Annotated in this window: 15 protein-coding genes and 1 riboswitch; of the genes, 12 read left to right on the top strand and 3 right to left on the bottom strand. The window is 74.0% G+C overall.

Annotated elements, in window-relative coordinates; translation table 11 throughout:
* Positions 1 to 16: 16 nt before the first annotated feature.
* Positions 17 to 136, top strand: a riboswitch (cobalamin riboswitch).
* A 43-nt stretch (positions 137 to 179) separates the two neighbouring features.
* Positions 180 to 3,803 (top strand): cobaltochelatase subunit CobN, encoded by a 3,624-nt coding sequence (gene cobN, locus ACZ516_RS29605; protein WP_469012554.1) that lies wholly within the window; start codon positions 180 to 182, stop codon positions 3,801 to 3,803.
* On the top strand, positions 3,800 to 4,474 hold the full coding sequence (locus ACZ516_RS29610) for a histidine phosphatase family protein (protein ID WP_469012557.1): 675 nt from the start codon (positions 3,800 to 3,802) through the stop codon (positions 4,472 to 4,474). Before cobN ends, ACZ516_RS29610 begins: the two co-directional genes overlap by 4 nt.
* Here ACZ516_RS29610 and ACZ516_RS29615 read toward each other — a convergent pair.
* Positions 4,443 to 4,652: a hypothetical protein gene (locus ACZ516_RS29615; RefSeq protein WP_361076869.1), complete on the bottom strand. Its 210-nt coding sequence runs from the start codon at positions 4,650 to 4,652 to the stop codon at positions 4,443 to 4,445. The genes ACZ516_RS29610 and ACZ516_RS29615 overlap by 32 nt on opposite strands.
* A gap of 139 nt (positions 4,653 to 4,791) precedes the next feature.
* Between ACZ516_RS29615 and ACZ516_RS29620 the strand changes: the two genes are divergently transcribed.
* Positions 4,792 to 4,992: a hypothetical protein gene (locus tag ACZ516_RS29620; RefSeq protein WP_361077324.1), complete on the top strand. Its 201-nt coding sequence runs from the start codon at positions 4,792 to 4,794 to the stop codon at positions 4,990 to 4,992.
* Between the two features lie 87 nt (positions 4,993 to 5,079).
* On the opposite strand, the gene ACZ516_RS29625 is transcribed toward ACZ516_RS29620, so the two are convergent.
* Both ACZ516_RS29625 and ACZ516_RS29630 read right to left on the bottom strand, forming a co-directional pair.
* The gene (locus ACZ516_RS29625; RefSeq protein WP_361076867.1) at positions 5,080 to 5,280 is read right to left on the bottom strand and encodes a hypothetical protein; all 201 of its coding nucleotides are present in this window, start codon (positions 5,278 to 5,280) and stop codon (positions 5,080 to 5,082) included.
* A 145-nt stretch (positions 5,281 to 5,425) separates the two neighbouring features.
* Positions 5,426 to 6,577, bottom strand: a complete 1,152-nt coding sequence (locus ACZ516_RS29630; RefSeq protein ID WP_469012559.1) for an FAD-dependent oxidoreductase — start codon at positions 6,575 to 6,577, stop codon at positions 5,426 to 5,428.
* A gap of 125 nt (positions 6,578 to 6,702) precedes the next feature.
* Here ACZ516_RS29630 and ACZ516_RS29635 point away from each other — a divergent pair, with 125 nt between their 5' ends.
* The 9 genes from ACZ516_RS29635 (at position 6,703) to ACZ516_RS29675 (ending at position 13,289) form a co-directional block, all read left to right on the top strand.
* Positions 6,703 to 7,317: a TetR/AcrR family transcriptional regulator gene (locus tag ACZ516_RS29635; protein ID WP_469012562.1), complete on the top strand. Its 615-nt coding sequence runs from the start codon at positions 6,703 to 6,705 to the stop codon at positions 7,315 to 7,317.
* A gap of 170 nt (positions 7,318 to 7,487) precedes the next feature.
* A complete protein-coding gene (locus ACZ516_RS29640; protein WP_469012564.1) occupies positions 7,488 to 7,958 on the top strand; it encodes a BatC protein in 471 nt (156 codons plus the stop codon).
* Positions 7,955 to 9,160 carry a cupin domain-containing protein gene (locus tag ACZ516_RS29645; protein ID WP_469012566.1) on the top strand — a complete coding sequence of 402 codons (1,206 nt, stop codon included), beginning with the start codon at positions 7,955 to 7,957 and terminating at the stop codon, positions 9,158 to 9,160. Before ACZ516_RS29640 ends, ACZ516_RS29645 begins: the two co-directional genes overlap by 4 nt.
* A gap of 10 nt (positions 9,161 to 9,170) precedes the next feature.
* Positions 9,171 to 10,067 (top strand): sucrase ferredoxin, encoded by an 897-nt coding sequence (locus tag ACZ516_RS29650; RefSeq protein WP_361076852.1) that lies wholly within the window; start codon positions 9,171 to 9,173, stop codon positions 10,065 to 10,067.
* 72 nt (positions 10,068 to 10,139) lie between these two features.
* Positions 10,140 to 10,430, top strand: a complete 291-nt coding sequence (locus ACZ516_RS29655; RefSeq protein WP_361076849.1) for a DUF3253 domain-containing protein — start codon at positions 10,140 to 10,142, stop codon at positions 10,428 to 10,430.
* Between the two features lie 183 nt (positions 10,431 to 10,613).
* Complete coding sequence (locus tag ACZ516_RS29660; RefSeq protein ID WP_361076846.1) at positions 10,614 to 11,093, top strand: STAS domain-containing protein; 480 nt, start codon at positions 10,614 to 10,616, stop codon at positions 11,091 to 11,093.
* 32 nt (positions 11,094 to 11,125) lie between these two features.
* Positions 11,126 to 11,782, top strand: coding sequence for a response regulator transcription factor (locus ACZ516_RS29665; protein ID WP_358580746.1), 657 nt, complete (start codon positions 11,126 to 11,128; stop codon positions 11,780 to 11,782).
* Complete coding sequence (locus tag ACZ516_RS29670; protein WP_469012568.1) at positions 11,779 to 12,882, top strand: PAS domain-containing sensor histidine kinase; 1,104 nt, start codon at positions 11,779 to 11,781, stop codon at positions 12,880 to 12,882. Before ACZ516_RS29665 ends, ACZ516_RS29670 begins: the two co-directional genes overlap by 4 nt.
* On the top strand, positions 12,879 to 13,289 hold the full coding sequence (locus ACZ516_RS29675) for a response regulator (RefSeq protein WP_469012570.1): 411 nt from the start codon (positions 12,879 to 12,881) through the stop codon (positions 13,287 to 13,289). The genes ACZ516_RS29670 and ACZ516_RS29675 overlap by 4 nt, the downstream gene beginning before the upstream one ends.
* Positions 13,290 to 13,368 lie beyond the last annotated feature (79 nt).

The raw sequence follows: 13,368 nt of genomic DNA on the forward strand, positions 1-13,368 counted from the left end.
CGCCAGGTCCGCCGACGCCAGCGACGGCGTGGGTCCACCAGGACCCGAGGGAGGAAGGCCGGTGCGAATCCGGCGCGGTCCCGCCACTGTGAGCCCCACCGAGGTGGGGCGAGCCAGGAACTCCTGCCGTCCATACGACCACCCGGGGCGCGGACACCCCGAGGAAGGCCTGCGCCCGCATGCTTCTGCTGCTGTCGACCTCCGACACCGACCTGCTCAGCGCCCGTGCGGCGGGGGGTCCGGTCGACTACCGGTTCGCCAACCCCTCCCGCCTGGACCTCGCCGAGCTGCCCTCGCTCCTGGAGGGCGCCGACCTCGTCGTCGTACGCCTCCTCGGCGGTGTCCGCGCCTGGCAGGACGGGCTGGACCAGCTCATCGCCAGCGGCCTGCCGGTGGTCGTGCTCACCGGCGAACAGGCACCCGACGCCCAGCTCATGGCCTCCTCGACGGTGCCCGTCGGCATCGCGGCCGAGGCCCACGCCTACCTCGCGCACGGCGGCCCGGCGAACCTGGAGCAGCTGGCCCGCTTCCTCTCCGACACCGTGCTGCTCACCGGCCACGGCTTCGACCCGCCGGCGCCCGCGCCGTCCTGGGGCCCGCTGGAGCGCGCCGCCCGCGACATCGAGGGCCCGACGGTCGCGGTGCTGTACTACCGCGCCCACCACATGAGCGGCAACACCGCGTTCATCGACGACCTGTGCGGTGCCATCGAGGACGCCGGCGCCCGCCCGATGCCGCTGTACGTGGCCTCGCTGCGCGCCCCCGAGCCGGAGCTGATCGACGCGCTGCGCCCGGCCGACGCCATCGTCACGACGGTCCTCGCCGCCGGTGGCACCAAGCCCGCCGAGGCCTCCGCGGGCGGTGACGACGAGTCGTGGGACGCGGGTGCGCTGACCGGGCTCGACGTGCCGATCCTCCAGGCCCTGTGCCTGACCGGGTCGCGTTCGGCCTGGGAGGAGAACGACGAGGGCGTCTCGCCGCTCGACGCCGCGAGCCAGATCGCGGTGCCGGAGTTCGACGGGCGCCTCATCACCGTGCCGTTCTCGTTCAAGGAGATCGACGAGGACGGGCTCCCCGCCTATGTCGCCGACGCCGAGCGGGCGGCCCGCGTCGCCGGGATCGCCGTGCGCCACGCGCGCCTGAGGCACATCCCGGCCGCCGACAAGCGCCTCGCGCTGGTGCTCTCCGCGTACCCGACCAAGCACTCGCGGATCGGCAACGCGGTCGGCCTGGACACCCCCGCCTCCGCCGTCGCGCTGCTGCGCAGGCTGCGCGCCGAGGGCTACGACTTCGGCCCCGAAGCCGACATCCCCGGCCTCGTCTCGGGCGACGGCGACGAGCTGATCCGCGCGCTGATCGACGCGGGCGGCCACGACCAGGAGTGGCTCACCGAGGAGCAGCTGGCCGCCAACCCCGTCCGCATCCCGGCCGCCGCCTACAAGCGCTGGTACGCGACGCTGCCGCAGGAGCTGCGGGACTCCGTCGAGCAGCACTGGGGACCGCCGCCCGGCGAGATGTTCCTGGACCGCTCGCGGGTGGGCGAGGGCGGCGACCCGGAGGGCGACATCGTGCTGGCCGCCCTGCGGCGCGGCAACCTGCTCATCCTCATCCAACCGCCGCGCGGCTTCGGCGACAACCCCATCGCGATCTACCACGACCCCGATCTGCCGCCCTCGCACCACTACTTGGCGGCCTACCGCTGGATCGCGGCCCCCGCGGCCGACGGCGGCTTCGGCGCCGACGCGATGGTCCACCTCGGCAAGCACGGCAACCTGGAGTGGCTGCCCGGCAAGAACGCGGGCCTCTCGGCGGCCTGCGGCCCCGACGCCGCGCTCGGCGACCTGCCGCTGATCTACCCGTTCCTGGTCAACGACCCGGGCGAGGGCACGCAGGCCAAGCGCCGCGTGCACGCCACGCTCATCGACCACCTCGTGCCGCCGATGGCCCGCGCCGACTCCTACGGCGACATCGCGCGCCTGGAGCAGCTCCTGGACGAGTACGCGCAGATCAGCTCGATGGACCCGGCGAAGCTGCCGGCGATCCGCGCGCAGATCTGGACGCTCATCCAGGCCGCGAAGCTCGACCACGACCTGGGCCTGGAGGACCGCCCGGACGACGACGGCTTCGACGACTTCCTGCTGCATGTCGACGGCTGGCTCTGCGAGATCAAGGACATGCAGATCCGCGACGGTCTGCACGTCCTCGGCACCGCCCCGGCGGGCGCCGACCGCGTCAACCTCGTCCTCGCCGTCCTGCGCGCCCGCCAGATCTGGGGCGGCACCTCCGCCCTGCCCGGCCTGCGCGAGGCGCTCGGCCTGGACGAGTCCGCGGCGACGCGCGTGAGCGCCGACGAGGCCGAGGAGAAGGCCCGCGCACTGGTCCAGGCGATGGACGACGCCGACTGGGACCCCGCGGCCGTGGCCTCGGTGGCCGCGGGCCAGGGCGAGCAGGTCGCCGCCATCCTGGAGTTCGCGGCCCGCGAGGTCGTGCCCCGCCTGGAGGGCACCACGGCCGAACTCGACAACGCGGTACGCGCGTTGGAGGGCCGCTTCGTCCCCGCCGGGCCCAGCGGCTCCCCGCTGCGCGGCCTGGTCAACGTCCTGCCGACCGGCCGCAACTTCTACTCCGTCGACCCCAAGGCCGTGCCCTCCCGCCTCGCGTGGGAGACCGGCGAGGCCCTCGCCGACTCGCTCATCGAGCGGTACAAGAACGACAACGGCGACTACCCCACCTCCGTCGGCCTGTCCCTGTGGGGCACGAGCGCGATGCGCACGGCGGGCGACGACGTCGCCGAGGCGATGGCGCTGCTCGGCGTCCGCCCCGTCTGGGACGACGCCTCGCGCCGCGTCACCGGCCTGGAGGCCATCCCGTACGAGGACCTCGGCCGCCCGCGCATCGACGTGACGCTGCGCATCTCGGGCTTCTTCCGCGACGCGTTCCCGCACACGATCGGCCTGCTCGACGACGCGGTGCGCCTCGCGGCCTCGCTGGACGAGCCCGCCGAGCACAACTACGTACGCGCCCACGCCCAGGCCGACCTGGCCGAGCACGGCGACGAGCGCCGGGCCACCACCCGCATCTTCGGCTCGCGTCCGGGCACGTACGGCGCGGGGCTGCTCCAGCTCATCGACTCCCGCGACTGGCGCACGGACGCGGACCTCGCCGAGGTCTACACGGTGTGGGGCGGCTACGCGTACGGGCGAGGGCTCGAAGGCCGGCCGGCCCGCGCCGAGATGGAGACCGCGTACAAGCGCATCGCGGTGGCCGCGAAGAACACGGACACCCGCGAGCACGACATCGCGGACTCCGACGACTACTTCCAGTACCACGGCGGCATGGTCGCGACCGTGCGCGCGCTGCGGGGCACGGCCCCCGAGGCGTACATCGGCGACTCGACGCGCCCCGAGACGGTCCGCACGCGCACCCTGGTCGAGGAGACCTCGCGGGTGTTCCGCGCGCGGGTGGTCAACCCCAAGTGGATCGAGGCGATGCGCCGCCACGGCTACAAGGGCGCCTTCGAACTCGCCGCGACCGTGGACTACTTGTTCGGGTACGACGCCACGACGGGCGTCGTCGCCGACTGGATGTACGACAAGCTCACGGAGACCTACGTCCTGGACCCGACCAACCGGCAGTTCCTCCAGGAGAACAACCCCTGGGCGCTGCACGGCATCGCGGAGCGCCTCCTGGAGGCTCAGTCGCGCGGCATGTGGGCGAAGCCCGACCCGGCGGTCCTCGAAGCGCTGCGGCAGGCCTACTTGGAGACCGAGGGCAATCTGGAGGACGAGGGCCCGCGGGCATGACCGGGAGCGCCGTCCGGCACCTCTATCTCGCCCGGCACGGTGAGGCCACCGCCGACGAGAGCGAGCTGACCGAGGCCGGGCGGCGCCAGGCCGCGCTGCTCGGGGAGCGGCTGCGGGGCGTACCCCTCTCCGCGATCCACCACGGGCCGCTGCCCCGGGCCGAGCAGACGGCCCGGCTGGTCGGGGAGCGGCTCGACGGGGTGCCCCTGCACCGCTGCGAGGCCGCGGGGGACTACATCCCGTACATGCCGGTACGGGACGAACTCCCGGCGGACAGCGCGGAGTCGACGCTCCAGCGGCTGGCCCGGTTCCCCGCCGATGAGCGGGAGGGCGGGCCCGCGCTGGCCCGCGCCGCCCTGGAACGGTTCACCGGCCCGGTGCCCGGCGCCGAGCCGCGCCACGAGCTGCTGGTCACGCACAACTTCCTGATCGGCTGGCTCGTGCGGGACGCCCTCGACGCACCGCCGTGGCGCTGGCTCGGCCTCAACCACGGCAACGCGGCTCTGACCGTGATCCGTTACCCGCCGGGGCGCCCCGCCTCGCTGGTCTTCTTCAACGACATGCGGCACCTGCCCGCGGAGCTGCGCTGGAGCGGCTTCCCGGCCGAGCTGACACCCGAGGACGGGGCCGCCGACGCGGTCACAACAGGCGGGGAAACGCCAGGGTGTTGATCAGCGGGCCCTCGATCGTGACCCCTTCACCGATCAGCGTGTCGGTGAGGGGCAGCGGGTTGGGGTTCCCCACGGCCCGCCCGGTCGCACCCGCGGCCGGGGCGGCCGACAGGGCGAGGCAGAGGGCGAGTGACCCCAACAGGGCGGCGTACACGGACAGGGCGCGACGGTTGCGCATACGACTGTCTTCTTCCCGTTCGTATGATCGTCGGTGACTTCTCGGGCGCCGGGGGGTTACACACGGCGAGCGGGCCGCGGTCGGCGGTCCACGGGTGTGGTGCGAGGAGGCTGCGGTGAGCGGCAGTTGGACGCAGAGGCTGTCCCGATGGGCACTGGTGGCGGTGGTGACGGCGGCGCCGGCCGTGTGGTGTGCCGGCGCGGCGCACGCCGACGAGACGCACGAGAACTCGCACAACGCGCCCACGGTCGCGCTGATCAGCACGGGCCAGATCGACGACCCGCTGGAGGACGTGCTGGAGCACACCCTCAACTTCGGGGACGGTTACCGCTGGGGATGACGCCCGGCCCGGTCGGCGGCGCGCCGCCGGACGCCCGCGCGGTCCCCCCGGGCCGCGCAGGCACGCCCTTCGGCACGGGCGTTCAGATCACGGAGCGGTGAGGCACGTGACGCCGGGGACCTCGCTGGGGAGGGCGGGTGCCGCCGGGTCGACGAGCGTCGTGACGTCACCGACCGCCTGCGTCAGGCAGTCGACGGTCATGACCGGGTCCGGGACGGCACCGGCGGGCACCGCGAGGATGCCCAGCAGGGTGACGGCCCCGAGGACGACGGCGGCGGTACGGCGCATGTGAACTCTCCTTCGCTTCGGCGGTGTTGCCGACGGCCCGACACTCCCTGCCGGACCGCTCCGTGCCTCCCCACCCCACCGGCCCCATACGCCCCGTATCACCCGAACGGGGACGAGGGAACGATCCGCCTCCTCACCGGCCGCCCTACGCGCCCGTCATATGGGCCAGGACCCGCGCCGCGCCGTCCGGGCCGAAGGCGTCGGTCAGGGCTTCGGATGCTCCCTCGGCGGCTTCGGTGGCGCGGGGGAAGAGGGTCTTCTCGTAGGCGGTGACGGCCTGGGTGAGGGTGGGGTGGGTGAGGACGGCATGGGCCAGGTCCGTGGCGTCGAGCATGGCGAGGTTGGCGCCCACGCCGGAGAAGGGGGGCATGAGGTGGGCCGCGTCGCCGAGGAGGGTGAGGCCCGGCGTGGTGGGCCAGGTGTGCGGGACGGGCAGGGCGTACAGGGGGCGGTGCACGTAGCCCGTGTCCGTGTCGGTGATGAAGCCGAGCAGCTCGGGGCTCCAGCCGGCGAACCGGGCCAGGAGCGCGTCGCGTACGGCGGCGCTGTCGGTGAGGTCCAGGTCCGCCCGCCGGTGCCAGTCCTCGTCGGCGCTGAGGGCTACGTACACGCGTATGTGACCGCCGCTGTTGCGCTGGGCGATGAGGCCTTGGCGGTCGGCGAGGGCCATCAGCGTGCCGTCGCCAGTGAGGCGGGCCAGCCGGGGGTGGCGCGCGTCGGCGTCGTCGAGGCCCGTCTCGACGAAGGTGACGCCGGTGTGGACGGGCACCGCGTCCGACAGCGCGGCACGGACCGTGGACCAGGCGCCGTCCGCCCCGATGACCAGGTCGGCCTCGGTGGTCGCGCCGTCCGCGAAGTGCAGGCGGTGGCTGCCGTCCCCGAGGGGTTCGACGCGGGTGAGCCGGTGGCCCCAGCGCACGGTGTCGGGTCCCAGGGAGTCCAGCAGCAGGTCGCGTAGCTGCCCGCGGTCGATCTCGGGGTTGCCCTCGGCGGTGTCGGCCTCGGGCGGGACGGCGTCGAGCAGGATCCGGCCGTCGCGGCCGACGAGGCGCATCCGCTGGCCCTCGGGGCGTGCCAGGGCGCGGAATTCCTCCGTCAACCCCGCTTCGGCCAGGGCGTATTGCCCGCTCTCGGGGTGCATGTCAAGGGTGCCGCCCTGGCCGCGGGCGGCCCGGGAGGCGTCCAGGTCGTAAACGGTGGCCGGCACGCCGTGCCGGCGCAGGACGCGGGCGCATGTCAGGCCGCCGGGGCCGGCTCCGATGACGGCGATGCGGGGTGGTGCGGGCTCGGTGCGCATGGCGGGGCTCCGTTCGGCCGGGGTGGTCGGCGTGGTCGTGGGAGATTCCAGAAGAGCACACCCGTTCAATAAGTGCAACGACTCAGCTTTTGAATCGAGTGAACCGAAGCGGGTACGCTGATGGCATGACCAAGACCGAGCCGGCCGGCGCCCCGCCCCCACCGGGACGCCGTGAGCGCAAGAAGGCCGCCACCCGCCGGGCCATCGCCGACGCGGCCCTGCGCCTGTTCCTGGAGCGCGGATACGACGACGTCGGCATCCGCGAGATCGCGGACGCGGCGGACGTGTCCACGACCACGCTCTTCAAGCACTTCCCGGTCAAGGAAGCCCTCGTCCTGGACGAGGACGCCGAGCAGGAGGCCCGACTGCTCGCCGCCGTACGCGAACGCCCCGAGGGCCGGTCCATCCCGGCCGCGCTGCGCGAACACGCCCTGCGCCACCGTCTGGCGGCCGGCGACAACCCCCGCTTCCGCGCCTTCTCCGAGCTGGTGAACAGCACCCCCGCCCTGCGCGACTACGCCCAGAGCATGTGGCTGCGCCACACCGCCGCCCTCGCGCGGGTCATCGCCGACGAGAGCGGGCTGCCCCCGGACGATCCCGCCTGCCTCGCGCTGGCCCACTTCGCCCTCGAAGCCCCGCGCGCGGCCCGTGCGGCGCACGGTGACGAGGACGCGCGCCGTGCCCTCACCCGCGCCTTCGATCTGCTGGAGACCGGCTGGGACGGCCTGACGGCCGGATAGTCCGGCGGATCCGGCCGAGCCGGGAGGGGCCCCGCGCCGCCTTCAGGACGTCGATCCTCGGGGCGCCGATCCTCCGGTTGCCGACCCGAAGGGGGTGAGCGAGCTTGGTGGGAGCAGAGGTCTCTGGAGGGCGCGCCCGCTCCCCCACCGTTCGCTTCCCAGGAGGAATGATGGCCAACCCCGAACAGGACCCGAACCAGCAGGAGGGCCCCGCGGACGGCGGCGCGGCCGGCACGCCCGGCGTCCATGACGGCGGCGCGGACGGCGGAGCCGAAGGCCCTGCGGACGGCGGCGCATCCGGCACCCCGGGCGTCCACGACGGCGGCGCCGACGGCGGAGCCGAAGGCCCTGCGGACGGTGGGGCAGCAGGTACGCCCGGTGTCCACGACGGCGGCGCCGACGGCGGAGCCGAAGGGCCCGCGGACGGCGGGGCGGCCGGTACCCCCGGCGTCCACGACGGCGGCGCCGACGGCGGAGCCGAAGGGCCCGCGGACGGCGGCGCATCCGGCACCCCCGGCGTCCACGACGGCGGCGCCGACGGCGGAGCCGAAGGGCCCGCAGACGGCGGCGCGGCAGGCACCCCCGGCGTCCACGACGGCGGCGCCGACGGCGGGGCGGACGACTCCGGCAGCGGCTCTTGAGCCTTCCCCCGACCGAGCTCCAGGACGCCGTCGCCCCGCCGGGCCCCGGCGTCCTGCTGACGCGGCTGACCGGCCTGCGTCAGGAGGAGTTCGCCCGGGACGTCTGGGCGCGCTCGGCGCTGCTCATCCGCCGCGCGAGCGACTTCTCCGATCTGTTCTGCGCCGACGCCGTGGACGAACTGATCTCGCGTCGCGGGCTGCGTACGCCCTTCCTGCGCGTCGCCAAGGACGGCTCGACCCTGCCCGAGTCGGCGTTCACCTCGTCGGGCGGCGCCGGCGCCACCATCGCCGACCAGGTCGACGACACGGCCCTGTGGCGCGCTTTCGCCGACGGCGCCACCCTCGTCCTGCAAGCCCTGCACCGCACCTGGGGCCCGGTCACCGACTTCTGCTCGGGGCTGGCCGCGGAACTCGGACATCCGGTCCAGGCCAACGCCTACGTCACTCCCCCGCAGAACCGCGGGTTCGACGACCACTACGACGTCCACGACGTCTTCGTGCTCCAGATCGCCGGCACCAAGCGGTGGATCATCCACGAGCCCGTCCACCCCGATCCGCTGCGCGACCAGCCCTGGAGCGACCGCCGCGCCGCCGTCGCCGAGGCCGCGCGGGGCGAGCCCCACATCGACACCGTCCTCGCGCCCGGCGACGTCCTCTACCTCCCGCGAGGCTGGCTGCACGCCGCCCGGGCCCGGGGCGAGGTCTCGATCCACCTGACGCTCGGCGTCCACACGTGGACGCGCCACGCCCTGGCCGAGCAGCTCGCCCGGTCGGCGCTCGCGGCCCTGCGCGAGGACCCCTGGATGCGCGGCACCCTGCCCCTTGGCCTGGACGGGCCGGAGGCCGCGATCGACGGCGTCCGCGAGCGCCTGACCGCCGCCCTCGCCGACGCCGATCCCGCTCCCCTCTTCCACCGCGCCCGGCGCGCTCAGGCACGCCCCGCGCCGCTGGGTCCGCTGGCCCAGCTCGCGGCGGTACGCGGCCTCGCCCCCGACACGCCGGTGCGGCTCCGCCCGGCCCTGGCGGCGAGGCTGGAGGGGCGCCGCCTGACCACCCGCGTGGGCCGGCTCGACTTCCCGGAGGCCGACCTGGCCCCGGTCGCCCGCCTGCTCGACGGCGAGGTCCACACCGCCGGCGCCCTCGGCCTCCGTCTGGCCGAGAGACTGCTGCGCGCGGGCGTACTGGTGCCCGCCGAACGGTGAGGAGGCCGCGATGACCCCGGCGGAGCGGTTCTTGTGCGCCGAGGCCGCCCGGACCCGCGGCGACCCGCTCGCGGGCACGGCACCGTACGGGGGCGTCTGGATCCTCATCGAGTACCGGGCCGGCTGGCCGCCCAACGGCTTCGACGGCCTCGACCTCGACCCCGGCACCAAAGGACTGGTGTTCTCGGCCGCCCAGGCGGTGCGGGCGCGGATACTCCTGATCAGGCGGCACGGGCGCCGCACCGCCGAAGGCGCCGGGCGCTGGGCGGTGCTGCGGCACGAGAAATCCGGCGCCCACCGTCAGCGGTGGGGCACCTGGCGCCGGGACGAGGACCTGGCGGACATCGTCCGGGCGCTCGCGGAACCGGGGGAGCCGGGCCTTCCGCCCGTCGTCCTCGTCTGCGCCCACGGCCGGCACGACATCTGCTGCTCGGTGCGCGGCCGCCCCGTGGGCCGCGCCCTGAGCGAGCGCTGGCCGGACCTGGTGTGGGAGTGCACCCATGTGGGCGGCGACCGGTTCGCGGCGAACGTCGTGGTCGCGCCCGACGGTGTCTACTACGGCGCCCTCGACGCCGACTCGTCCGTCACGACCGTGGCGGAGCATCTGGCCGGCCGCGTCCACGCGCGGCATCTGCGCGGGTACACCGACCTCGTTCCGGCGCAGCAAGCCGCCGTCGCAGCCCTGCTCGGGCGCTTCGGCCCGGCCGGGCGGCACGACTACACCGTCGTCGCGACCACCCGCGAGCACGACCGCTGGCGCATCCACGTCGCCGGCCGGCCGCCGCACCCCCCGGCCTGCCACGTCGAGGTGCGCTCCCATCGGACGCCGCCGCGCCGGCTGACCTGCCGGGGACTGTCCATGGCGTCCACCGTGGTCTACGAGGTCACGGCCATCCGCGTCGACTGAGCCCGGCCCCCCTTTTTTTCCACGGAGTCTGCCCGGAGGGCTCGTAGCCGTCGCCGGTGCGACACTGGCGGCATGACGGGCGGCAGTGCGGCGGACGAGCGGGCGACGGGCCGGGACCTGGAGAAGGCCATCCTGGACCTGCTGGAGCGTCGGGGCCCGACCGCGTCCATCTGTCCCTCCGACGCCGCCCGGGCGGTCTACACGGGGGACGGCGACGGCTGGCGCGAGCTGATGGAACCGGCCCGGCAGGCGGCTCGGCGGCTGGTCGCGTCCGGCGAGGTGGAGATCACGCAGGGGGGCCGCCCCGTCGAACCGGCGGAGGCCCGCGGCCCCATCCGCATCCGCACCCGCCGCGCGGACTGAACTCCCGGCCGCCTCCGCGTCCCCCTGCCCCGGCTGTTCACCGAGGGGCCATTGAACCCGAAGTTCCTCCACCATCAGGCGAGTTGACGGTGTTGCGCCGTCGCCGCCGTCAACTTGCCCGGCGCTCGGTTGACTTCCCCGTCTGGTGCAGATTCACTAGAGCACATCTGGTGCCCTCGCACTATGGGCGCGTTATGGGCAAGGGTTCATGGGATCGCGTCGCGCGGCACACGCGGCACGTCAGCACGGAGAGGTGCGGACACTGTGACCGCTCACCCGTTCACGTCACACACCGTTGTTCACGCGGGCGCCGCCCGAGTGACCCTGGCCGGAGAACTGGACCTTGACGCCTCCTCGTACGTCCGGGAGGCGGTCGCGACCTGTCTGATGGAGGGTGTGGCGGTCATCCGCCTCGATCTGACCGGCGTCTCCTTCTGTGACTGCGCCGGTCTGAACGCGCTGTTCACCGCTCGCGTCGCCGCGCTGAGGGCAGGCGTGGACCTTTTCGTCGAAGGGGTGGGGCCGCAGCTGACGCGGCTGCTCTCCCTGATCGGGGCCGAGGACGCCTTCCTCGAAGCGGACGCACCCGTGGTCGGGGAGCCGCCTCGTCAGGGCCGGGCGATGAGCACCACCGCACCGCTGCTCGGTGACCTTCTGGCATGATCGTGCGGCCCGCCACCTGCAAGGATGCCCTCATGCCCGCGCCTTCCCCGAACAGTCGTCCGGTCCGAGTCCTGCTGGTGGAGGACCACGACATGGTGGCCGAGGCGATCTGCCTCGCCCTGGAGCGCGCACCCGATCTGCGGGTCGTGGAGCGCGCCGCCACGGTGGCTTCGGCATTGGCCGTCGTACGACGATGCGACCCCGACGTCGTACTCCTGGACCGGCGTCTGCCGGACGGGGACGGCATCGCGGCCATCGCGGATCTGCTGGCGCTCGCGCCCGGCGCGCGCATCCTGGTCCTGGCCGGCGAGGGCAGCGGGTCGGTGGCCGCGCGCGTCGCGGAGTCGGGCGGCGCCGGCCTGATCCTGAAGGCCCGTGGCCTGCGCGAGCTGGAGGACGCCGTGCGCCGGGTGGCGACCGGCGAGGTGGTGTTCAGCCAGGACCTGCTGAGTGACGTACTGGGCCGACTGACCGGCAGGACACCGCGCCCCGGCGCGAACCTCACCCCGCGCGAACGCGAGGCACTCCAGCTGCTCGGCGAAGGACGCACCACCGCGGAGATCAGCGACCTGCTCGGGGTCGCCCTCAACACGGGGCGCAACCACGTCCAGCGGGTGCTGGAGAAGCTCGGGGCGCGTTCCCAGCTGGAGGCCGTGACGATCGCCCGGCGCGAAGGGCTCCTCGCGTGACGCGGGAGCCGCGCCACCACAAGCGCGCCCGGAAGCAGGCCGCCCCCATGTCGGAGGCGGCCTTCACCCTGCTGGTCCAAGGGGTGCTGGACTACGGCATCTTCATGCTCGACCCGCAGGGCCACATCATCAGCTGGAACGCCGGGGCGGAGCGGATCAAGGGGTACAGCGCCGCCGACATCCTCGGCGAGCACTTCTCGGTCTTCTACCCGCCCGAGGACCAGGCGTCGGGCAAGCCCCAGTGGGAGCTGGAGACCGCCGTGGCCGACGGCAGGCTGGAGGACGAGGGCTGGCGCGTCCGCAAGGACGGCTCCCGGTTCTGGGCGAACGTGGTCATCACCGCCCTGTGGAACGAAGAGGGCGTGCTCCAGGGGTTCGGCAAGGTCACCCGGGACATGTCCGAGCGACGGGCCGCGCAGCACGCGCTCAGCGAGCGGCGGCGACTGTTCAACCACCTGGTCCAGGCCCAGGAGACGGAGCGGCGGCGCATCGCGTGGGACGTCCACGACGACTCCATCCAGGCCATGGTCTCCGTCGCCATGCGGCTGGAGCTGCTGGCGGAGCGGGTGCCCGAGTCGTACGCCCCGGAACTGGAGCGCCTCGACGCCTCGGTGCGCGAGGCGATCGGCCGGCTCCGCAGTCTGACCTTCCGGTTGCATCCGCCCGGGATCGACAGGCACGGCCTGATCGAGGGGCTCTCCAGTCACCTGGCCGACGTCGTGGGCTCGTCCTGGGGAATGGCGTACTCGTTCGAGCACGAGCTGGAGCGTGAACCGACCCCCGAGACAGCCATCACCATCTTCCGTATCGTTCAGGAGGCGCTGCTGAACGTCCACAAGCACGCGCGCGCGAGCCGCGTGGACGTCCGGGTGCGCTCGGCCGACGGAGGCATCGTGACGCGTGTCGTGGATGACGGGACAGGCGCCCCCAGGTCACCGGACGGGGCCCGGGATCACTTCGGGGTCATCGAGATGCGGGAGAGAGCGGAGACGGCAGGAGGATGGTGGTCCATGCACAGCCGCCCCGGAACGGGGACGACGGTCGAGTTCTGGGTGCCGAACCACCTCCCGACGCCGCCACCGCCGGACATCATGCCGTGACCACGGCGGCAGCGGCGGCCGCGGACGACCGTTCCCGCCCACCGCTCGGCGTGCTCCTGTGCGATGACAACGCCCTGCTCCTGGAGGCCCTGGCCGAGGTCGTGGGCGCACAGCCCGGCCTGGAGGTCGTGGGCACCGCACGCGACGGCGAGCAGGCGCTGCGGCTCGCGGCCCGGCACCGGCCGGCCCTCGTGGTCCTGGACGTCCGCTTCCCCGGCGGCGGCCCCCGCGTCGCCCGGGGCATCCGACGGTGTTCGCCGTCGAGCCGCGTCGTGGCGTTCTCCGCGTACGACGACAACGGTTCCGTCGAGGAGATGAAGAGCGCCGGCGTGGTCGAGTACGTCCTCAAGGGCGCGAGCAATCGGGTACTCGTCGCGGCACTGCGCCGGGCGGCGGAGCCCCGCTGAACCCAACGGCCGAAGCCGCTGGACCACCTGACAGGGTTGTGCGGGGTTATGGGGGTAGTCGGTCCGCGTGAGGCCGGGC

The organism is Streptomyces sp. NPDC034037 (assembly GCF_055575715.1).